The 20288-nt window shown below is 60.4% G+C and carries 20 protein-coding genes; 8 read left to right on the forward strand and 12 right to left on the reverse strand.

Annotation, left to right across the window (positions count from 1 at the left end; genetic code table 11):
• Positions 1-11: 11 nt before the first annotated feature.
• Positions 12-851 (forward strand): TauD/TfdA family dioxygenase, encoded by an 840-nt coding sequence (locus WNY37_RS02980; protein ID WP_342971974.1) that lies wholly within the window; start codon positions 12-14, stop codon positions 849-851.
• Positions 852-863: 12 nt separating this feature from the next.
• Here the strand turns inward: WNY37_RS02980 and WNY37_RS02985 are convergent, their stop codons facing one another.
• The 5 genes from WNY37_RS02985 to ftsH form a co-directional block, all read right to left on the reverse strand.
• A complete protein-coding gene (locus WNY37_RS02985; protein ID WP_342971975.1) occupies positions 864-1454 on the reverse strand; it encodes a DUF998 domain-containing protein in 591 nt (196 codons plus the stop codon).
• Positions 1455-1522: 68 nt separating this feature from the next.
• Complete coding sequence (locus WNY37_RS02990; RefSeq protein ID WP_342971976.1) at positions 1523-2335, reverse strand: PhzF family phenazine biosynthesis protein; 813 nt, start codon at positions 2333-2335, stop codon at positions 1523-1525.
• A 130-nt stretch (positions 2336-2465) separates the two neighbouring features.
• A complete protein-coding gene (gene thiD, locus WNY37_RS02995) occupies positions 2466-3290 on the reverse strand; it encodes a bifunctional hydroxymethylpyrimidine kinase/phosphomethylpyrimidine kinase (RefSeq protein ID WP_342974865.1) in 825 nt (274 codons plus the stop codon).
• Between the two features lie 56 nt (positions 3291-3346).
• Entirely contained in the window at positions 3347-3928 is a 582-nt protein-coding gene (locus WNY37_RS03000; protein WP_342971977.1) for a hypothetical protein, read from the reverse strand.
• Between the two features lie 51 nt (positions 3929-3979).
• Positions 3980-5881 carry an ATP-dependent zinc metalloprotease FtsH gene (gene ftsH / locus WNY37_RS03005; RefSeq protein WP_342971978.1) on the reverse strand — a complete coding sequence of 634 codons (1902 nt, stop codon included), beginning with the start codon at positions 5879-5881 and terminating at the stop codon, positions 3980-3982.
• Positions 5882-6013: 132 nt separating this feature from the next.
• Between ftsH and WNY37_RS03010 the strand changes: the two genes are divergently transcribed.
• Positions 6014-7390: a TAXI family TRAP transporter solute-binding subunit gene (locus tag WNY37_RS03010; RefSeq protein ID WP_342971979.1), complete on the forward strand. Its 1377-nt coding sequence runs from the start codon at positions 6014-6016 to the stop codon at positions 7388-7390.
• On the opposite strand, the gene rlmN is transcribed toward WNY37_RS03010, so the two are convergent.
• Both rlmN and WNY37_RS03020 read right to left on the reverse strand, forming a co-directional pair.
• Entirely contained in the window at positions 7387-8553 is a 1167-nt protein-coding gene (gene rlmN, locus WNY37_RS03015; protein WP_342971980.1) for a 23S rRNA (adenine(2503)-C(2))-methyltransferase RlmN, read from the reverse strand. The two genes, WNY37_RS03010 and rlmN, sit on opposite strands and share 4 nt — an antisense overlap.
• Before the next feature lie 52 nt (positions 8554-8605).
• Positions 8606-9106: an invasion associated locus B family protein gene (locus WNY37_RS03020; protein WP_342971981.1), complete on the reverse strand. Its 501-nt coding sequence runs from the start codon at positions 9104-9106 to the stop codon at positions 8606-8608.
• A 177-nt stretch (positions 9107-9283) separates the two neighbouring features.
• On the opposite strand from WNY37_RS03020, the gene WNY37_RS03025 reads away from it, so the two are divergent.
• Together WNY37_RS03025 and WNY37_RS03030 are read left to right on the forward strand one after the other, a co-directional pair.
• The gene (locus tag WNY37_RS03025; protein WP_342971982.1) at positions 9284-9859 is read left to right on the forward strand and encodes a sigma-70 family RNA polymerase sigma factor; all 576 of its coding nucleotides are present in this window, start codon (positions 9284-9286) and stop codon (positions 9857-9859) included.
• 109 nt (positions 9860-9968) lie between these two features.
• Positions 9969-10640, forward strand: coding sequence for a cupin domain-containing protein (locus WNY37_RS03030; protein ID WP_342971983.1), 672 nt, complete (start codon positions 9969-9971; stop codon positions 10638-10640).
• A 4-nt stretch (positions 10641-10644) separates the two neighbouring features.
• On the opposite strand, the gene WNY37_RS03035 is transcribed toward WNY37_RS03030, so the two are convergent.
• Entirely contained in the window at positions 10645-10986 is a 342-nt protein-coding gene (locus WNY37_RS03035) for a DUF2794 domain-containing protein (protein WP_342971984.1), read from the reverse strand.
• 359 nt (positions 10987-11345) lie between these two features.
• Between WNY37_RS03035 and WNY37_RS03040 the strand changes: the two genes are divergently transcribed.
• From WNY37_RS03040 to WNY37_RS03055, 4 genes are read left to right on the forward strand one after another with little or no spacing between them, the layout of a single operon-like run.
• Positions 11346-12074 carry an ABC transporter ATP-binding protein gene (locus WNY37_RS03040; protein ID WP_342971985.1) on the forward strand — a complete coding sequence of 243 codons (729 nt, stop codon included), beginning with the start codon at positions 11346-11348 and terminating at the stop codon, positions 12072-12074.
• A complete protein-coding gene (locus tag WNY37_RS03045) occupies positions 12071-12835 on the forward strand; it encodes an ABC transporter permease subunit (RefSeq protein WP_342971986.1) in 765 nt (254 codons plus the stop codon). Before WNY37_RS03040 ends, WNY37_RS03045 begins: the two co-directional genes overlap by 4 nt.
• Positions 12832-14721, forward strand: a complete 1890-nt coding sequence (locus WNY37_RS03050; protein ID WP_342971987.1) for a Gldg family protein — start codon at positions 12832-12834, stop codon at positions 14719-14721. Before WNY37_RS03045 ends, WNY37_RS03050 begins: the two co-directional genes overlap by 4 nt.
• The gene (locus WNY37_RS03055) at positions 14718-15788 is read left to right on the forward strand and encodes a DUF4340 domain-containing protein (RefSeq protein ID WP_342971988.1); all 1071 of its coding nucleotides are present in this window, start codon (positions 14718-14720) and stop codon (positions 15786-15788) included. Before WNY37_RS03050 ends, WNY37_RS03055 begins: the two co-directional genes overlap by 4 nt.
• Positions 15789-15791: 3 nt before the next feature.
• Here WNY37_RS03055 and WNY37_RS03060 read toward each other — a convergent pair whose 3' ends face one another.
• The 4 genes from WNY37_RS03060 to yidD are packed head-to-tail and all read right to left on the reverse strand — an operon-like array spanning position 15792 to position 20225.
• Positions 15792-16619, reverse strand: a complete 828-nt coding sequence (locus WNY37_RS03060; RefSeq protein ID WP_342971989.1) for a glycosyltransferase family 2 protein — start codon at positions 16617-16619, stop codon at positions 15792-15794.
• Entirely contained in the window at positions 16616-17890 is a 1275-nt protein-coding gene (locus WNY37_RS03065) for an O-antigen ligase family protein (RefSeq protein WP_342971990.1), read from the reverse strand. The genes WNY37_RS03060 and WNY37_RS03065 overlap by 4 nt, the downstream gene beginning before the upstream one ends.
• 7 nt (positions 17891-17897) lie before the next feature.
• Positions 17898-19871 (reverse strand): threonine--tRNA ligase, encoded by a 1974-nt coding sequence (thrS, locus tag WNY37_RS03070; RefSeq protein WP_342971991.1) that lies wholly within the window; start codon positions 19869-19871, stop codon positions 17898-17900.
• Positions 19872-19889: 18 nt separating this feature from the next.
• Positions 19890-20225, reverse strand: coding sequence for a membrane protein insertion efficiency factor YidD (gene yidD, locus WNY37_RS03075; RefSeq protein WP_342971992.1), 336 nt, complete (start codon positions 20223-20225; stop codon positions 19890-19892).
• Positions 20226-20288: the final 63 nt, after the last annotated feature.

Raw genomic sequence — 20288 nt, forward strand, 5'->3', positions numbered from 1 at the left:
CGGGAGGAGCCATGACAGAAATAAATGTACGTCCGATCGCAGGTGCGCTCGGTGCTGAAATCGAAGGCATCGACCTTTCCGATGACCTGTCAAACGAAGCATTCGACACGGTGCATCAGGCCTTTCTCGATCATCACGTGATCTTCTTTCGCGACCAGCACGATCTGAGCCCCGAGAAGCACAAGGCGTTTGGTCGCCGGTTCGGGACGCTGAATGTGCACCCTTATGTCAAAGGCATGGACGGCCATCCGGAAATCCTCGAAATCATCAAGGAGCCGGACGAGACAACCAATTTCGGCGGCGGCTGGCACACCGACATGTCCTTCCTCGAAGAGCCAGCGCTCGGCTCGATCCTGCACGCGATTGAAGTCCCGCCCTTTGGCGGTGACACGCTCTGGGCGAACCAGCATGCGGCTTATGATGCGCTGTCGGATGGGCTGAAAGAGACATTGGCCAGCCTTACGGCGATCCACTCGGCCAAGGGCGAATATGGCCCGAAAGGCCAGTCGGCGCTGGGGCGCAAGAGCATGGACACGCAAGCTGCGCCAGATGCGCCGGAGTTCGAGCACCCTGTCGTGCGCACACATCCTGAAACAGGGCGTAAAGGGCTCTATGTGAACCCTGCCTTCACCATGCGTTTCAAAGGGTGGACGCGGCGCGAGAGCCGGCCATTGCTGAACTATCTGTTCGAACATTGCCGTCAGGAGCCCTTCACCTGCCGCTTCCGCTGGGAGGCTGGCTCGGTCGCCTTCTGGGACAACCGCTCGACCTGGCACTTTGCGCTCAACGATTATCAGGGCCATCGCCGACATATGCGGCGGGTGACGGTGAATGGAGACCGGCCTTTCTAGGCGGATCGACGTCTACTCGTCTTCAACCAGGTGGCCAATATGGAAGCTGAGCAGCCAGACCAGCAGGCCGATCGCTGCAAGGCGTTCGACAAGGCCGATGATATCATTCGACACACCGAAAGTCGCCGCACCGGCTAGCAGGTAAATCAGCGCCGCGAGCAGCGTGCCATATCGAAAGAGTGGGCGGCCGCCACCTCGCACAATAGCCAGAATGGCGAGGGCTACGGCCAGGAAGATACCGATCGCGGCGACAGCATAATAATGAATGACCGGGTTTTCGGGGCTGGTCTTTGAATAGGCCTCGTAGAGCGAGATAAGGATGATAAGGGGTCCGGTCAGGCCGAACAGAACCGCCGCAATGCCGCTCGGCCAGCCTTGGTCGCCTGTCCGCCAGACAATAAGACCGGTCAACGCAATGGCGATGGCGACCAGAATGAGGCCGATATCCTGCGCGGAGGCAAAATCGCCCGCAGCAAGGTCGCTGATGGTGGAGGTGAGAAGGCTCTGGCGGTTCATGGCAATGGCCATGGTCAGATCGATGGCGCCCGCGACCAGACAGGACGCGATGACATAATAATGGATGTACCGCGATTTCAGGAGCATGGGCCTCGGACCTTCAACCCATCAACGCGCGGCGGCCATTACCGTTGCCAGAAGTCGAAACGCTTGCCTTAAAGAGAGAAGGTGCCCTCGATCACCGTCACAGCTTTTCCGCGCAGTTTCACGCGGTCGCCGATGAGCTCAATCCCGATCTGGCCGCCGCGGCCGGGATAGGCCTGATAGCAGTCGAGCGGGCGTTTGAAGCGGGGGCCGAGAATGGCGGCGATCATGCAGTGCCAGCTGCCCGTGGCGGGATCTTCCGGGATGCCGCTGGCGGGCGCAAAGAAGCGGCTCACGACATCGATACCGTCGCCCTGAACGGCGAGGCAGCCGAGATTGCCGCGATCAACATCCTGCATCACGCCGAGCTTCCTGATGAGGTCAAGGTCGGGCTGAAGCTGCACGATATCGTCGGCGCTCGCGAAGACGCAGGCATAGAACGGGCCGCCCCAAGCCTCGAGCGGCCATGCGCCGAGCGCGGCGGCGACATCATCGGTAATGTCCATCTTGCGCACGTCTGGGGCTGGAAAGTCCATTTCGTAGCGCCCACCGGCGGCCTTCTTCACGGTGAGACGGCCGGACTTCACCGTGTCGAAACCGATCTCCCGGCCGTCAAAACCCATATGGCTGAACAGGACGTGCGCCGCGGCGAGCGTTGCGTGTCCGCAGAGCGGCACTTCAATGGTCGGTGTGAACCAGCGCAGCGCCCAGACGCCATCACCCTTCGGAACGATGAAGGCTGTCTCCGCCACATTGTTTTCGGCGGCGATTGCAAGAAGTTGCGCGTCGGGCAGGAATTCGTCCATCGGCATGACGCAGGCCTGGTTGCCCTCGAAGGTGCGCGTGGCGAAAGCGTCGATCTGATAGAAGGGCAGGGTGGTCATGGTGCGTCTCCGGACGTGGGCAGATCATCCTATCGACTGCCTCAGCGGAGACAAACCAGAGAATCTAAGCTGTGGTTTAGGTCGGGTCTTAAAGGTGGAGCGTCAGCTGAAGATGCAGACGCCCACGACGTCACCCGTCTTCGTTGTCATCCAGCGCCCAGCCGTGATTGATGGGGCCGTGGCCATGGCCGAAGCCCTTGGCGGTTTCTATGGCCTTGTGGAGATAATCGCGCGCCTGCTCCACGGCGTCCTGGATGGGCGTGCCTTTCGCGACCAGAGCAGAGATGGCGCTCGCCAGCGTGCAGCCCGTGCCGTGGGTGGAGCTCGTCTCAATGCGCTGGCTTTCAAACATCCACTCGCCATGTTCGGTCTGGAGGACATCCGTGATCACGCGCCCCGGGATGTGCCCGCCCTTGACCAGAACACCCTTTGCGCCGCGTTTCAGAAGCGCTTCGGCGGCGCGGCGCTGGCCGTTGATGCCGTCGACAGACTTGCCGGTCAGCACTTCAGCTTCAGGCGCGTTCGGCGTCAGCAAATGAGCGCCTGGCAAGAGAAGAGAAGTGAGCGCGCCGACCGCTTTCTGGCTGATCAGCTGGTCGCCCGATGACGCAACCATGACCGGATCAATAATGCGCGGCGCGTCCTTTGCGCGCTCTTCCAGCGTTTCGGCAATGGTTTCGACGAGGTCAGCTGTTCCCAGCATGCCGGTCTTGATCGCGTCGGCGCCAATGTCGTTCAGGCAGACCAGCATCTGGTCCCGGACCGTCTTGAGCGGGACCGGGTGGACATCGTGGACGCCTTTTGTGTCCTGGACGGTGATGGCCGTAATGGCTGTCATCGCATAGCCGCCCATCGCCATGATGGCCTTGATATCGGCCTGAATGCCAGCCCCGCCGCCGGAGTCTGAGCCGGCGATTACGAGCACGCGGCCCTGCTTGTCTTCAGTGTCTTCCATGCAAGACAGATAGAGCACTCATCGCGCCGGCAAAAGCGGCGACAGCACTGGACGGCTCACCAGGGCTTTCCGGGCGATTCTACAGGCGCCGAGAGATCAAACTCCACGCGGAAATGACGTTCGGGGCGATGCAGGTCATACACGAAAATATCGTCTTCCGGGTCGATTTCCATGGTCCAGATATTGTGCTTCGACTCTGGAATATCCTCAGCGTCAAAGAGGTCCATTGTCTTGCGGTCGGCGGGAAAGACCTGCCGTGTCGCATTCGATGCCCCAGACGACTTGCCGCCATAAAGGGATAGGGCGTCGGGCGATCCATCCTCATGATTGTGCTGGTGCCTCAGGGCGAGACGGCCATCATCGTTCAGCGCCACAAGCCAGGTGCGCGAATGATCGTCTCCGACATGGAGCGGGATGCGAAGCCCGGTTTCTGTACAGGTTTCGAAATCGGCGATGATGGTTTCCCCGCGCCAGTCTTCATCCTGCGGGTCATCACTGGTGATCGTGCCCTGATAGGACTGGCCGCAATAGGGTTGGACATTGGCGAGAAACTCGTCAGCGGAGAGGTCCGCGGGCGTTGTCCGGTCGCAGGCGGAAACAGTCATGGCGAGCGCGATGGCAGAGAGTCTGAAAAACATGGGGCGCAGCCTATGCAGACTGCGCCCCAAGGCAATTATATTTTTTGATAATCAGGCCGGTTCCGGTTCGCCGCCCGGTTCTCCGTCGCGGCCCTTGTTACGGCGCTTGCCGGTAACCGGCACAGCCGAGGCAGGGCCCTGTGGCTCATCGGGCTCTTCCGGACGGGTCGGCGGCTTGCCGTTGATGAGATCAGTGATCTCCTGGCCAGACAGCGTCTCATATTCGAGCAGGCCCTCAGCGATGGTCGTCCATTCGTCGCGGTGATCGGTCAGGATCCGGCGGGCTTCATCCATGCCCTTCTGGACAAGGGCACGCACCTCGGCCTCGATCTTCCGGGAGGTTTCCTCCGAAACATGGGTCGGCCGTGTGTACGGGTCCGAATTGTCGGAATAGTCGACAGGCCCGATGACATCGGAGAGGCCAAAACTGGTCACCATGGCCCGGGCAATCCGGGTCGCATGCTGGATATCGGATGATGCGCCGGAGGTGACGTTCTCTTCACCGAATGCCAGTTCCTCTGCGACGCGACCGCCCATCAGGACAGCGAGCCTGGAGGTCATCTCAAGCCGCGTCTGGGAGAGCTTGTCGTCTTCCGGCAGCTGCATGACCATGCCGAGGGCACGACCGCGCGGAATAATGGTCGCCTTGTGGACCGGGTCGGTGCCAGGCATCCGGATGCCCACAAGGGCGTGACCGGCTTCGTGATAGGCGGTGAGGCGCTTTTCCTTGTCGGACATGACCATGGAGCGCCGTTCCGGCCCCATCAGCACCTTGTCCTTGGCATCTTCGAACTCGGCCATGGAGACAACGCGCTTCCCACGCCTTGCCGCCAGCAGAGCGGCCTCGTTGACGAGGTTGGCAAGGTCGGCGCCGGAGAAGCCTGGCGTACCCCGCGCAATGACTTTCGACACGACGTCCTTGGCCAGCGGCACGTTACGCATATGCACTTTGAGGATGCGCTCGCGCCCGAGAATGTCCGGATTGCTGACAGTCACCTGACGGTCGAAACGGCCGGGGCGCAGCAGTGCCGGGTCGAGCACGTCGGGACGGTTGGTCGCGGCGATGATGATGATGCCGTCATTGGCTTCAAAGCCATCCATCTCGACCAGAAGCTGGTTCAGCGTCTGCTCGCGCTCATCATTTCCGCCGCCGATACCGGCACCGCGGGACCGGCCAACGGCATCGATCTCGTCGATGAAGATAATGCAGGGAGCATTGCGCTTGGCCTGCTCGAACATGTCGCGGACACGGCTTGCGCCGACACCGACGAACATTTCGACAAAGTCCGAACCGGAAATCGTGAAGAAGGGAACGCCAGCTTCGCCGGCCACAGCCCGGGCGAGCAGCGTTTTACCGGTGCCCGGAGGGCCGACCAGCAAAGCGCCTTTCGGGATCTTGCCGCCGAGACGCTGGAAACGGGCAGGGTCGCGAAGGAACTCCACGACTTCCTGAAGCTCTTCCTTGGCTTCATCGACACCCGCGACATCATCAAATGTCACGCGGCCGGACTTTTCGGTCAGCATGCGGGCGCGGGATTTGCCGAAGCTCATCGCGCCGCGTCCACCGCCGCCGCCCTGCATCTGACGCATCAGGAACAGGAACAGGCCGAGGATCAGGACCAGCGGAAGAAGGTTCAGAAGAAGACCGCCAAGGCTGAAGCCGGTTTCGGCATCTTCGGTGACCTGCACGCCCTGGTCAGCGAACCAGGTCGAGACCTCGATATTGGTTGGCAGCTTTTCGGCGTAATAAGTCTCGCCAGAATTGGTCGTGGCGGTGACGCGATCATTGGTGACCGTCACTTTCTCAAGTTGACCCTGGCTGGCCATCTGACGCAGTTCCGAGATCGGAACCTTCTCGGAGCCAACCGCTACAGAAGAGCTTTGCATGGCGATCATCATGGCGACGACGAGCGCTGCGATAAGGCCCCATACTGCGAGATTACGCATATTCATGTTTGTATCCGTCGGTTCTTGGGTGGTCTTACCCACCATACATAGGCACACTTATAGCAGAAAACGACTCTATTAGCCGTTAAGTCTCTGCAATTGATTCAACATGCATGCCGATTGGGTGGAAGGCTTCGAATGCCACTCGACGTGGCGCGCAAGAGCAGGCTAAGTACCGCGCAGTGGGTGGACGACGCAGTGGAAAAGCGGATGAAAGATGCATTGAAGGTCTACGCGCCTCTGGCCTTGCTTGTCATAGCGAGCATCTGGTTGGCCTTGTCGCTGATCGATCCTGCGCCGCCATCGAAGGTCACATTTGCGTCAGGCGGGTCTAGCGGCGCGTATTATTCGCTCGCCCAGCAATACGCAGCAGCGCTTGCGGAAAACGATGTTGATGTCGAAGTGCTGGAAACAAGAGGCTCGGTCGAGAACCTTGAACTCCTGATGGCCGGCAAGGCCGATATCGCCTTTATACAGGGTGGGCTTGCAGGCGAAGACGCGCGCGAGGAGCTGCGCTCGCTTGCCGGGATGTTTCATGAGCCGTTCTGGGTGTTCGTGCGCGCGGATACGGGCGCTGAGGACTTTGGTGACCTTCGGTCTGTCCGCCTTTCGATTGGCGCAGAAGGATCTGGAACGCGCGCGCTTGCCATAGAGCTGCAGGATGACTGGGAAGGCGAATGGTCGGAGAGCGCCCGGCGCACAGAGAGCGGCCTTGCCGCCGCTGCGGCGCTGAAGGCTGGCGATCTCGATGCGGCTGCGTTTTCCGCTTCTATCAGTGCGCCCTATATCACCGACCTACTCGAAACGCCGGGGATCAGCCTGCTTCCCTTTGATCGCGCACCGGCCCTGGCCCGCCGCACCGCCGCGCTCGATGAAGTGACGCTTTATCAGGGCATTCTCGACCTGCAGAACGACATCCCGGCGCAGGACATTCCGCTCATCGCATCTGTCGCGCAGCTGGCCGTCGACAAGGAGCTGCATCCGGCCATCCAGTCTCTGCTTCTGGAAGCGTCCGAGCAAATTCATTCTGGAAACTCGGCCTTTGCGCAGGGCGGTGCTTTTCCTGATCAGGACCTTATCGATCTGCCGCTGTCCAGCGAGGCTGAACGGTACTGGAAGAACGGGCCGTCCTTCCTGCGCAATTATTTCTCCTTCCAGGTCGCCAACTTCCTGGACCGGGCGTGGGTCTTTCTGATCCCGTTGATCACGCTTCTCATTCCGCTCGTGCGCATGGCACCGCCGCTGTATCGCTGGCGGGTGCGCCGCAAGATCTATGTCTGGTATTCAGACCTTCGCGAACTCGAATCGAGAGGGCGTCAGGCCGAGAATGACGAAGAGCGCGGCAAGGTGCTTGATGAGCTTTCAGGTCTGCAGAAGGAGGTCGGCGAACTCGACGTTCCGCTCTCCTACACCGAGGAAGTCTATCACCTGCGCAGCCACATTACGTTTGTGCGCAACCTCGTCACAGGCCTCTATGAGCGCCCCGTCGATATGGGATCGCCGCGAACGGCCTAGGCTTCGGCTTGTTGGGTTTCGAGCGCTTCGCGGCGCTTTTCGGCGGCTGACTTCTTGACGCTTTCAGAGCGCAGCTGTCCGCAGGCGGCGAAGATATCGCGGCCACGCGGCGTACGGATCGGCGAGGCGTAACCGGCCCGGTTCACGATCTCTGCGAAATTCTCGATGGTTTCCCAGTCCGAGCATTCATAAGGGCTGCCGGGCCATGGATTGAACGGGATCAGGTTGATCTTCGCCGGGACACCGCGCAGCAGTTTCACAAGATCGCGGGCTTCGGCCATCGAATCGTTCACGCCCTTCAGCATGACGTACTCGAATGTCACACGCTTGGAATTGCCGAGGTCGGGATATGCGCGGATCGCTTCGAACAGGGTCTGAAGATCGTATTTGCGATTGATCGGGACGATCTCATTGCGAAGATCATCACGCACAGCATGCAGCGAGATGGCCAGCATGGCGCCGGTGCGCTCTCCCAGTTCCGGAATTTTCGGGGCGACACCAGCGGTCGACACCGTGATCCGGCGGCGGCCGAGCGCGATGCCGTCGCCGTCGGAAATCGTGTCGATGGCTTCTGCCACATTATCGAGATTATATAGAGGCTCACCCATGCCCATGAAGACGATATTGGTGAGCTTGCGGTTCTCCATGGACGATGGCCACTCTTCCAGCTGGTCGCGTGCGATCAGGATCTGCGCAACGATTTCCTGCGCGGTCAGATTGCGAACGAGCTTCTGCGTGCCGGTGTGGCAGAAGGTGCAGTTCAGCGTGCAGCCGACCTGGCTCGAGACGCAAAGCGCGCCGGACTTGCCGACATCAGGAATGTAGACGCTTTCGCCTTCGACGCCTGGCTGGAAGCGTGTCAGCCATTTCTGGGTGCCATCGACAGAGACCTTGTGTTCGGCAATTTCAGGCCGGGTGAGGATATACTTTTCCGCGAGGTCTGCGCGCAGCTCCTTGGCGATGTCGGTCATGCCGGCAAAGTCCTGCACGCCGAAATGATGGATCCAGCGGCGCAGCTGCTTGGCGCGCATGCCTGCCTTTTTTGGATCGAGACCGAGCGCTTCCATCTCTGCCTTCAGGGCAGGCACGGACAGGCCTGCCAGCGATCTGGGCGCGGATGTCTGGCCGTCAGCGCGGCGCGAGAGGTCGAGTTCGATCTTCATGATGCGGCGCCTTTAGCACACTTGTGGACAAGCCGCGAACCCGGAGTTCAGCCTAGCGGCAGGCCGAAGAGGCCTTGTCGATGGCTGCCGCAGAGCCTGAGAGGGAAAAGTGGTAGGACACTTTGGTGTCACGCGCGGACACCGCTTCGACACGAAGTTCGCTGCCTTTCTTCAGGGCCGAGACGATCTTGGAATCGTCACGGTCCTGCGCAAACGCTTCGCGCCCGACGCCGTAAAGGGTCCAGCCTGAGCGGCCGATCGAGGCACGGCCCGGCAGGTCGGCACGGAGTTCGTAACCCACTTTGAGACTTGGCTGGCTGCGGGCCTTTCCGGACCTCCAGTTGGAGACGAAGAACCAGACATCGCCATGGTCGGCCGATCGCGGCGCCTTGTCGGTCGCTTCGGTGGCGGCATAGCAAAGCGTTTCGCCATTCACCGTTTCAGTGAACACCGTCCAGTCCTTATAGCGGCCAACCGCCGTCGGCGCCGCATGCGCGACGGTGAGCGCGGCAGTCGTAAAGAAGAGAGTCGCAAGAGAAAATCTGGTGAGCATATGGGGATGAGCTATGAAATCAGTTTGTAAGGTCTACCTCAGTAAAACTGCAGGAAAGTTAAGGCCGAAGTTTGGCAGCTGAATTGTCGGCTGCAGGGAACTGATCATGGTGCTGTTGGTTGCAAAAGTTTAGGGAAATGCATTTAATACGAGTGAGTGGACGATTTGGGTTATGCAGTGTCTGTCACGCCTAAGGCGAGTGGAAATGGTGAACGCGCCGTCCACGCGGCGTGCATGCAACGCATTGCCGATGACAAGTGCCGCGCTTCCTTCGGAACGCTCTTCGAATATTTCGGGCCTCGCCTCAAATCCTATCTGAAACGTATGGGCGCAGATGACGCGCAGGCCGAAGAAATCGTGCAGGACGTCATGCTCACAGTCTGGCGCAAGGCTGGCCAGTTCGATGAGAAGCAAGCCTCTGTTTCGACATGGATTTTCCGCATCGCCCGTAACCGGCAGATCGATATCCACCGTCAGGTCACCCGACCCGATCTCTCCCCAGATGAGCCGATGCTGCAGCCGGCTGCTGAACAGCAGCCCGATGAGACGGTCTCGCGCGCTCAGGTCGAGGCCCGCGTCCGCGAACAGCTGAAAACACTGCCTGCCGAGCAGCTCGAACTTCTTAAGGCCTCTTTTTATGAGGGACTGTCGCATTCGGAAATTGCCGCGACCTACAATCTTCCGCTCGGGACGGTGAAGTCGCGCATCCGTCTGGCATTCGAGCGCCTGCGCGGCAAACTTTCGGGCGAATAGGGCATGCCGCTTGCATTCGAAGGGGGCGCTGCCTTGACGAATTCTGTCTGCGCTCAATATCCGTCATGGTTCAACTTTTCGTGATCGAGCAAGAAAGTAGCAGAATCTAGTGTCGCCTAACGATCCCAATTCCATGTCGGAGCTTTACAGCGCCTATGCCGCCGGTCGTCTGAGCCCGGCGTTTGCGCTGATGGTCGAAACGCAGGCGGCGATCCGGGCTGATATCGCTGAGGACGTTGCGACAAGCGAGGCCATTGCTGGCAGCATGCTGGAGCGCGAGGACAAGGTCCTGCTCGCGCCCAACGCGTTCGAGCGCGCATTAAAGGCGGTTGAGGCCATCGAGGCGGATGAGGCTGCGGCCGTGAGCGCCGCAAAAAAGGCCGGTGAAGGCATCAATGAATTACTGGCGCTCCCAGAGCCCTTGCGCGCCCGCGCGATCGAGGCCTGTTCGGATGGCGGCTGGAACAAGATGACGCGCGGTGTCAGTCGGCTGGATCTCTCAGGCAATGCCTTTGTGCAGGCTCATCTCTACCGTATCCAGCCTGGCGCAGGGGTGCCGCAACACTCACACCGCGGCGACGAATACACGCTGGTCGTGCAGGGCGGATTTACCGATCACGCTGGCACCTATGGACCGGGTGATATCTGCACTCAGAGCCCGACCGACACGCACCAGCCCGTCGCCGACGATGATGGTGTCTGTATGGCGCTGGTCATCAGTGAAGGCGGGCTGAAATTTACCGGCCTGCTCGGGATGATCCAGAAAGTGCTGCGCAAATAGGAAATCAGCTTGAGCTGATGACCTCGAACTTTCGCGTTTCGAAGACTTTCAGAACCTGCGAAATATTGTGCCCTCGCTTGAGCACCTGATTCTGGCTACCATAGACGACATAGCTGCCCTGCTGGTTTCGAAGCGCCGGAATTTTTTCGATGCGCCAGGTGGGTGCTTCGGCATGCCGCCTGTAGATTGCGAACACGGCATGGTCTGGAAACATGCCGATGCCGTAATCGCGGGCCTGGCCGGCCATCACCATTTTCCCGTAAACATTCAAAATGCTACTCATCTCGGTGCGATGAAAGGCGATGTTTGGTTGAGGATGACGTTGCAGCGATGTAATACTGGACATGGGTTTTTCGACCGTTCTCCCCCCGCTGATTCACATGACGCATATTTAATGCGTCTGACAGGATTTAGCCGCAATCTCGCCTTGCGAGCGCCGCCGATTACGGTCAGTCTGCAATTGTCGGGTGAAGGTGTCCAGCGAGTTTCCCGGACCCATCAGCCCCCCCAGCCCCCCGGGGCACTTGCATAGCCTCCACCCGACTTCATCTTCCCTTTTCCAGATTTTCCAGAATTGAAGCGACCGCTTTTGGTGAATTTTCATTCACATGGGCGCGATTGCCGCCGATTTGCTCATCCTGCCTCTGGTCAGCCCAAGACGTGGCCGCTAGGTAGGCTTTTTGCGACAGGCAACGGGTCCGGCACATGCTCGAATTGAAGCAGCTCGCGAAGTCATTTGGCGACCACAAAGCCGTTGATGCGGTGAGCTTCACGCTGAAAAAGGGCGAGGTATTGGGCTTTCTGGGCCCGAACGGCGCCGGCAAGTCGACGACAATGCGCATGGTCGCCGGCGTGATCGAGCCAGACAAGGGCGACGTTCTGATCTCCGGCAGTTCCGTCATCTCCAGCCGCCGTGAAGCCCAGCGACATCTGGGATATCTCCCGGAAGGCGCACCGCTCTACAAGGACATGACCCCGGTCGAATTCCTGAAATTCATGGCAGCGGCGCATCACCTTTCAAAGGCTGAGCGCGATGCCGGCATCGACCGGGTGATCGCTGATGCCCGGATCGCGACTGTCGCGGACCGCCGAATCGGTAATCTGTCAAAGGGCTATCGCCGCCGCGTTGGTCTGGCCGGTGCCCTGTTGCATGACCCGGACGTGCTTGTTCTCGACGAGCCAACCGATGGTCTCGACCCGATCCAGAAGCGGGCTGTCCGGGCCCTCATCGCGCGCATGGCCCCTGAAAAAGCCATTCTCATCTCTACGCACACGCTCGAGGAAGTTCCGGCCATGTGTAACCGCGTGATCGTGATCGACCGCGGCCGCATCGTTGCTGATGGCACACCGGCAAGCCTGGCGGAGCAAAACCCCGGCGGGCTTGAGGAGACCTTCATCAAACTCACAGAAGCCAGCGAGAGCGAAGCGGCATGAAGGTCTGGCTTGAGGACACACTGACCGGTTTGCGGGCAAGCTATCTGCGCGAGCTGCGGGCGTATTTCGCGACGCCGCTCGCTTATGTGTTCATCGCCATTTTCCTGATGATGCTCGGTTTCTTCACCTGGGAAGCCTCGCGATTCTTCGACACCGGGGCAGCTGATCTATCGCCCTTCTTCTACTGGCACCCGTGGCTGTTCATGATCTTCCTGCCGGCGCTTTCCATGCGTCTCTGGGCAGATGAGGGCGCGGACGGAACCGCAGAACTTCTTCTGTCCCTGCCCATGACTATTACCGGACTGGCGACGGGCAAGCTGCTGGCAGCCTGGACCGTGGCCGCGCTCAGCCTCGTATTCACCTTTCCGATGTGGATCACGGTCAACTATCTCGGCAGCCCCGACAACGCCTCCATCATGCTCACCTATATGATGAGCCTCGTGATGGCGGGCGCCTATCTCTCGATTGGGGCGGCGGTTTCAGCGCTCGTGAACAGCCAGGTGCTGGCCTACATCATCGGTGTGGTCATCGCCTTCGCCTTTACAGCAGCCGGCTGGCCAATGGTGACCGGGGCGGTGGCAGGCATGCTGGGCGCGGCGGTTGGCGATCTCGTTGCGCAGTTCTCCTTCCTTACGCACTTTGAAACCGCCGAGCGCGGTGTGCTGGAGTTCCGCTCCTTTCTCTTCTTTATCGGGTTTGTCGCCCTGTGGCTGGCGCTCAACGTGATCTGGGTTTCGCAGCGCAGGAGTGCGGCGCGATGACCCCAAGAGCCTTTCAGCCTGCCGCCACGGCCCTGATTGTTGCGATTTTTGTCGCGGTGGTCCTGATCCTGCAGCCGGTGATGCGCGGTGCGCGCGCCGACTTTACGGAGCAAAAGCTCTACACGCTCTCCGATGGCACGAAGAATGTCCTGCGCAGCATCGATGAGCCGGTTGACCTCACCTTCGTCTATACGCGCCGCACCGGGCAGGAATACCCTGCAGTGCGGGCCTATGCGACCCGGATTCGCGAACTGCTCGACGCCTATAAAGCGGTTGCTGGCCCGGACCTGCGCATTCGTGAGATTGACCCTGAGCCCTTCTCCGAAGCCGAAGACGAAGCCCTTGCGGCCGGCATCGTCGCGGTCGACACGGATGGGAGTGATCCGCTTTATTTCGGCCTGATCGGCGGCAATACGGTTGATGATGAAAGGGTGATTCCGTTCCTCGCGCCGGAGCAGGAAGAGACCCTCGAATACGACCTCACCCGTCTCATTGCCCGCCTGGATCGACCAGAACCCCCGACCGTTGGCGTTTTGTCCACGCTTCAGGGGATGAGCGGGGACGGGCGCGACAGCGGCTACACCTTCCTTCAGGAAATTGCCAAGAGCTTCACGCTGAAAGAGATCAATGAGGATTTCTTCTCGCTTCCAGAGGATATGGATGTGCTGGTCATGGTGCATCCCCCCGTCCTGAATGACTGGCAGGCCTGGCTGGTCGACCAGTTCATCCTGCGTCAGGGGCGCGCCATTATCCTGGTCGATCCGGCTGCGAAAACATCGCAAGGCAGCGCTTTTGCGGGCATGGGGGAACGCCAGATCCGGTCGGACCTCGGCCGTTTCGGCGATGTCTGGGGCGTGACGCTGTCGGATGACGCGCTGGCCGATACGGAAACGGCCCTGCCAATCCAGGCGGAAGCCGGTGAAGGACGTACGACCGTTCTGCGCCACCCTCTTTATCTCGCCGCCCCGCCAGCACTGATGTCGCATGACAGTCTGATCACCGCAGACCTTGGCCGGACCGTCAATTTCGGTGCCCCCGGCGCGCTGATTCTGGACGAGGAGTCGCCGTTCGAGACTGAAGTGCTGGTGAGAACCGGGCCGGCGCCCTCCTGGATCCCGGCAGACCGCGCCGTGACCGAACTCTCCGCGCAGGACACGCTCGAGCTGTATGAGGCCCAGGACACCGCTCAGCCTCTGGCGATCCGCCTGCATGGCGCGCTGGTATCAGCCTTCCCGGACGGCGCGCCAACGCCGGATATGCCAGATGACGCTGTCCTCGCGGAACTGGCGCGCGCGGAGGCGGAAAAATCTCCGCCGCACATTTCGACCAGCGAACGCGATGCGGAAATCCTGATCGTGTCTGACGCAGACATGGTCGATGACGGCCTTTATGTGAACCTCGAAAATTCCACGGCCTTTGCTGACAATGGCAATTTCCTGATGAATGCGCTGGATGTGCTGTCTGGCGACGCAAACCTGCTCAGCCTGCGTGCCCGTGCCTCCAGTCGTCGTCCGATGACCCGTGTCGAGGCGATGCGCGATGCCGCCCAGGAACGGTTCTTCGACGAGCAGGCCCGTCTTGAAAGCAGTCTCGAGCAATCGCAGGCTCGCCTGCAGGAGCTTCAGCAGGTCGGCTCAACCGATGGCTTTTTTGAAGGCGACCTGAAAGCGAACCTCAATGATGAGGAGCGCGCTGAGCTGACGCAGCTACGTGAGGATATTGTGGAGACGCGCTCACGGCTCCGGTCCATCGAAAGAGATTTCCGGCGCGAGATTGACGGCCTCGAATCCTGGCTGAAATTTATCAACATCTTTGGTGGCCCCATCATTATCGGTGCGATCGGCCTGTTCGTATGGTGGCGCCGCCGCCCGGGAGCGCGCGCATGAGCCTCGCTCTCGATAAACGTCGCCGGGTTACCATCCAGCGCTTGTCCATCGTCGCCGCGACGCTTTGGGTGGGGCTGATCCTGATGAGCCTGTTTGCGCCAAGTACGAATGATATCAGCCCGCGCACGGGCGACCCGGTCCTGAAGAACTTCTCGGCTGTGCGCGGTGATACCGGATCCATCAAGGTCACTATGGCTGATGAAAGCTACACGCTGGAGCGGCGCGGCAATGATTGGGTGATGGCGGAAACCGGCGGATACCCCGTGCGCACGGACCGGCTGAATACGCTCGCTGAGGGGCTTGAAACGCTGAGCTGGGGCGAACGGCGCACAGACAATCCAGAACGTATGGAGCGGCTTGGTCTTGGCGACCCGCGCGAAGGCGGCAATGGCGTACTGGTGCAGGTTTTCGCGACGAATGGCGCCCTGACGGCGGAAATGATTACAGGCCGGCGCGGCGACCGGCTCTATGCGCGCGATGCCGCCGAGACGGTTGCTTTCCGCGCAGACGGTGAATTGCCGCCTCTCTATACCCGCCAGGCCTGGCTCGACCTCGACATTGTTGATGTTGAAGAGAGCGCGATTTCTGCGGTGCGGCTCACCGATGCGCGGGGTCGGTCCATGTACCTGACCCGGGAGCCGGGCGGTGGCCCACGCAGCTTCACGCCAGCACCGCCGCATCAGCATGACCGGTTGCGCAGCCGCCTTGCTGCGTCGACGACGGCGCTGGCGATTTCCCGTCTGTCACCGATTGATGTCAAACCCGAAGCCGACCTCACAAGCCGGGCCGTGGCGCGCCACATTACCGAGACCTATGACGGCCTCGAAATCGATCTGCGCGCCTGGAAGGAGCCCGATGGGTATTGGGTGACCCTGCGGGCTGTAGAGGCGGGCGACGCGGCCCGGCGGGCCCAGACGATCAATGATCGGGCGGAAGGCTGGGCCTTCAAGCTGACCGAATATGACTGGCAGGAATTTGCGCCGCGCGTGTCCAGTATCGTGATAAAGGCCGATCCGCCTCAAGCCATTGATGGTCCGCCGCCAATTACCTCGGACTTCCAGCCCTGAGGTCTAGTCTTTTGTCCGTGCCTGCGCGCCCATGCGGATCACCGGGGCGAGCAGGTTGATCAGCACCTTCTCGAATGGGTTTGACGCGAATTTGCGAAAATAAAGGATAAGGCTGTTCGCTTTGTGCCTCGCCACGGTTTTTGATGGCGCTTCCGACGTGCTGCCATAATGGAGCGCGCCAGCCGTTGGGCAGTATCTGACGCAGCCTCCGGCGTCCCAGGCCCTGCGGCAGATATCAACATCCTCGACATGCAGGAAATAGTCTTCATCGAAACCGTTGAGCTGGTCGAAGCCGGATTTGCTGATGAACATCAGCGCGCCTGAAACCACGTCCATCGGTACCGGACCATCAGGCGGCGCAGTGTGCTCCAGCGTCCAGGTGTTCCAGCCGATATAGCGCGTCATCGCGCGAAACAGGGTCAGCTTCCGCCTTCGCGGGCCGCGAAGCTCCGTGCCGCGCTCATCGAAGATCTTTCCGCCAATGATCCACGGCTGGTCGAGCCCCTTTGCGGCTGTGCGCATCGCCTCAATCGAGCCGCGCTTTAACACGGCATCGGGATTGATGATCAGAAGGTCTCCCTCCAGCGCGTCTCTTGCGGCGAGGTTCACGCCGGCGCCGAAGCCAAGATTTGCGCCAGGCTCAACTAAAGTGACGTGGTCACGCTTTTCGGCAAAGGCGCGCAGCCATGCTGTTTCGTCTTCCGGGTTTCCGTTGTCGACCACGATGAGTTTCGAAACAGCAGGATCATAGGCGAGCGCGTAAAGGCATTCGTGCAGGCGCGGACCGGTCCTATAAGAGACGACGATTGCCGTGGTGAAAGGGCCGCTCATGGCTCGCCAACACGCTTGTGCAACAGGATGACACCCGCTGCAGCCAGAACAACTGTCGCCCAGAACGCTTCGTTCCACACGCTGTAGGACAGGCTGAACAAGGCGAAGGACGCAGCCGTGAGAGACGCGGTGGCTATGCGGCTCGAAAGGGGCATAGACGCGGGTGCTGGCAAGCTCCAGCCGATGAGAAGGAGCAGGCCAATGCTGAGCATCACCCCGATGAGGCCTGTCTCGGCCCAGATCTGAAGGCCCATATTGTGCGGGTGGCCCGGCAGGATGCGATAGACACTCCAGCGACCGTCATCGATGCCGGTTCGCGCCACCATCTGTTTCAAGAGGACGGGGCGGTCGCCGAAGGTTTCGCGCCATTCCTTGGACGCTTCGATCCCGTGGCCGGTGATCGGTCGTTCGGCAATCTTTTCTGTCGTGAGCTGCCACGCCCAGACGCGAGACTGGACTGAAGACGGCAATGGAACGCCCGCATTCGAGATGGCTGCGCCCCCGACGCCGAGCACTAGCGGCGAGAGAAATATGAAGGCCGAAATAGAAGCGAAGAGGACTTTGAAACCGGTTCGAGCAGCGACGATCACCAGGCCGATCGCGACGGCAACAAGCACGACTCCAATCCAGGCGACATCAGACCCGATCATGACAAAGACGATGACGGAGGCCAGAAGAATGGCGACAATGCTGGGCAGATGCACCTTGTCCGGCAGCGCACACACCGCACCAAGCAGTATGGGCAGGCCGAGCAGGAAGGCATTCGTACTGCGCAGCATGTTCTGGGGCGCTTCCTTCTCGACATCGCTGAACGGCGCATAAAGGCTGAGAATCCAGTCCGGCGCAAAAGCCATGGCGAGCGTCCAGGCGGCGTGGATGATGAGGCACCCGAGCATCACAAAAAGGGCGATGCGGTCGCCCGACGGCTTGATGCGAAGCGCTGCCGAGATGACGAGGACGCCCGCCAGCGCCGTCAGCGCGATACGGATTGCTGCCGCGCCGATGTTGAATGTCCCTTTTGTCAGCGTGCCGCCGACAATTGCAGAGCTTTCCTCCGACCACGCACTCGACACTGTCGCCCAGAGCGCGATCAGAGCGACGGCGATTGTGATCTTGTTGACCTTCTTGAGCGGCGCGAAGAGTACGGCGGGGATCGCCGCAAGGCCCAGCAGGGCCGAGAACCCCTGCGTGCCCGCCAGGGCCACAGGGGTCCAGAGGATAAACGCCGCGGCCAGCACGACAGCGTAGCTGATACCGCGGGGTATGGTCATGCCTGGCTTAAGCCTTCGCGCGCTTCAGATCAGGAGGTGTTGCCTCATCCGACAGCTTTTGCGCCGTTTCTTCAAGGCCAAGAATTTCCTGTCCTTTCGATCCGAACCGGCGAAGGGCAAGCGTGCCTTCGGCCGCTTCACGTTCGCCCACGACGGCAATGATCGGGACTTTCTGTAGCGAGTGCTCGCGGACCTTGTAGTTGATCTTCTCATTTCGAAGATCGACTTCGACCCGAAGCCCTGCCTTGCGCAGCGCCTCAGCGGCTTTCTCCGCATAGGCATCGGCCTCGGACGTGATTGTTGCAACAACCACCTGTACCGGCGACAGCCACATCGGGAAGGCACCGGCATAGTTTTCGATCAGGATGCCCATGAAGCGCTCGAACGTGCCATAGACGGCGCGGTGCAACATGACCGGGCGGTGCTTGCCGCCATCAGACCCAGTATACTCTGCGTCGAGGCGCTCCGGCAGGACGTAATCCAGCTGGAACGTGCCGCATTGCCACGTCCGGCCAATCGCATCCGTCAGGTGGAATTCGAGCTTTGGCCCATAGAACGCGCCTTCGCCTTCGGCGTATTCGAACTCAAGTCCGGCCTCGGTGAGCGCATCGGCCAGCGCCTTCTCGGCCCGGTCCCAGTTCTCATCGGTGCCGCCGCGAACTTCAGGACGCGTGGCGAGCTTGTAGGAAATCTCAGACAGGCCGAAATCGCCATAGACGCGTTCGAACAGCTTCAGGAACCGCAGCGTCTCGTCGCCAATCTGGTCTTCACGGCAGAAAATATGCGCGTCATCCTGCGTCATCTGGCGAACCCGCATCAGGCCGTGCAGGGCGCCGTGAGCCTCGTTGCGGTGACAGCAGCCAAATTCGGCCATGCGGATGGGCAGGTCGCGATAAGAGCGCTGATCATGCTTGAAGATTTGCACGTGCGCCGGGCAGTTCATCGGCTTCAGCGCCATCAGTTCCGCGTCGCCTGACAGCACGGGGCCTTCATCTTCCGTCGATGGCACTTCGTCGGGCACGACGAACATGTTCTCACGGAACTTGTCCCAGTGGCCGGAGCGCTGCCAGAAGACAGAATCCAGCAATTGCGGCGTCTTCACCTCGACATAGCCATCCTCATCCTGCTGGCGGCGGATATAGGCCTCCAGCTGGCGCCAGATCATGTAGCCTTTGGCGTGCCAGAACACCGAGCCCTGCGCTTCAGGCTGCAGGTGGAAGAGATCAAGCTCACGGCCGAGCTTTCTGTGGTCACGCTTTTCAGCTTCCTCGATCCGCACGAGATGGGCCTTGAGGTCCTTCTCATTGGCCCAGGCCGTGCCGTACATGCGCTGCAGCATCTCGTTCTTGGAATCGCCGCGCCAATAGGCCCCAGCGAGCTTCATCAGCTTGAACGCCTTGGGCAGCTTGCCCGTCGAGGGCAGGTGCGGGCCGCGGCAGAGATCGAACCAGTCGCCCTGCTTATAGACCGTGATCGGTTCGCCCGGCGGGATGATGTCGTCGATGATCTGCGCCTTATAGTCCTCGCCGATCTTCTTGAACATCTCAATCGCATCATCCTTGGACCAGACCTCACGGATAATCGGATAGTCCTTGTCGACAATCTCGCGCATCTTGGCTTCGATCTTTTCGAAGTCTTCCGTCGAGAAATTCTCCTCGCGCGCAAAGTCGTAATAGAAGCCGTCATCGATGACGGGGCCGATCGTGACCTGTGCATCAGGATAAAGCTCCTGGACGGCCTGGGCGAGCACGTGGGCGGCATCATGGCGGATGAGCTCGAGGCCTTCAGCGTCGCGCGCCGTTACGATGGCGATATTCGCGTCGCCTTCGAGCGGTCGATTGAGGTCATACATTTCGCCATTCACTTTTGCCGCAAGCGCGGCCTTGTGGAGGCCTGGTGAGATGGACATGGCGACATCAGCCGGGCTGGCGCCGTCTTCATATTGTCGCACCGATCCATCGGGAAGCGTTACATTAATCATAAATCTTGCTTTTCAAATTCAGTCTGAGGGGCGGCCGCTCTCATGGGCATCCGGGAATTTTCGTTCTCCCCTCGCCCAATCTCCGGCTCTCCATGGAGCCCAGAAGGGTGAAGGTTCTGCTTTCATTGGTGCCGGGTCGAAGCCACGCGAGCCGCCGGGGCGGCATCGCGACAGCCGGGCGAGCGTCATCCAGCCGCCGGTCCACAGACCATGACGGGACACACACTCGGCGCAATACTCGCTGCAGGTCGGGACATGACGACACTTGGCCCCAAAGACCTGAAAGGCCGGGGACAGCGTCATCTTGTATCCTTTAAGGACTGCGTAGGCAGCTTTTCTGCGAAGGGCGGGCATGCGCTTCGATTCCGGTTGTTGTTCTTACGAAAGCGGTTCTAGACGCGCGGGGGGCGGCTCACA

Source organism: Henriciella sp. AS95 (genome assembly GCF_038900055.1).
Classification (GTDB): domain Bacteria; phylum Pseudomonadota; class Alphaproteobacteria; order Caulobacterales; family Hyphomonadaceae; genus Henriciella.

Coding starts and splice junctions, on each gene's coding strand:
- WNY37_RS02980 (WP_342971974.1), top strand. CDS start 12: ATGACAGAAATAAATGTACGTCCGATCGCAGGTGCGCTCGGTGCTGAA.
- WNY37_RS02985 (WP_342971975.1), bottom strand. CDS start 1,454: ATGCTCCTGAAATCGCGGTACATCCATTATTATGTCATCGCGTCCTGT.
- WNY37_RS02990 (WP_342971976.1), bottom strand. CDS start 2,335: ATGACCACCCTGCCCTTCTATCAGATCGACGCTTTCGCCACGCGCACC.
- thiD (WP_342974865.1), bottom strand. CDS start 3,290: ATGGAAGACACTGAAGACAAGCAGGGCCGCGTGCTCGTAATCGCCGGC.
- WNY37_RS03000 (WP_342971977.1), bottom strand. CDS start 3,928: ATGTTTTTCAGACTCTCTGCCATCGCGCTCGCCATGACTGTTTCCGCC.
- ftsH (WP_342971978.1), bottom strand. CDS start 5,881: ATGAATATGCGTAATCTCGCAGTATGGGGCCTTATCGCAGCGCTCGTC.
- WNY37_RS03010 (WP_342971979.1), top strand. CDS start 6,014: ATGCCACTCGACGTGGCGCGCAAGAGCAGGCTAAGTACCGCGCAGTGG.
- rlmN (WP_342971980.1), bottom strand. CDS start 8,553: ATGAAGATCGAACTCGACCTCTCGCGCCGCGCTGACGGCCAGACATCC.
- WNY37_RS03020 (WP_342971981.1), bottom strand. CDS start 9,106: ATGCTCACCAGATTTTCTCTTGCGACTCTCTTCTTTACGACTGCCGCG.
- WNY37_RS03035 (WP_342971984.1), bottom strand. CDS start 10,986: ATGTCCAGTATTACATCGCTGCAACGTCATCCTCAACCAAACATCGCC.
- WNY37_RS03040 (WP_342971985.1), top strand. CDS start 11,346: ATGCTCGAATTGAAGCAGCTCGCGAAGTCATTTGGCGACCACAAAGCC.
- WNY37_RS03045 (WP_342971986.1), top strand. CDS start 12,071: ATGAAGGTCTGGCTTGAGGACACACTGACCGGTTTGCGGGCAAGCTAT.
- WNY37_RS03050 (WP_342971987.1), top strand. CDS start 12,832: ATGACCCCAAGAGCCTTTCAGCCTGCCGCCACGGCCCTGATTGTTGCG.
- WNY37_RS03055 (WP_342971988.1), top strand. CDS start 14,718: ATGAGCCTCGCTCTCGATAAACGTCGCCGGGTTACCATCCAGCGCTTG.
- WNY37_RS03060 (WP_342971989.1), bottom strand. CDS start 16,619: ATGAGCGGCCCTTTCACCACGGCAATCGTCGTCTCTTATAGGACCGGT.
- WNY37_RS03065 (WP_342971990.1), bottom strand. CDS start 17,890: ATGACCATACCCCGCGGTATCAGCTACGCTGTCGTGCTGGCCGCGGCG.
- thrS (WP_342971991.1), bottom strand. CDS start 19,871: ATGATTAATGTAACGCTTCCCGATGGATCGGTGCGACAATATGAAGAC.
- yidD (WP_342971992.1), bottom strand. CDS start 20,225: ATGCCCGCCCTTCGCAGAAAAGCTGCCTACGCAGTCCTTAAAGGATAC.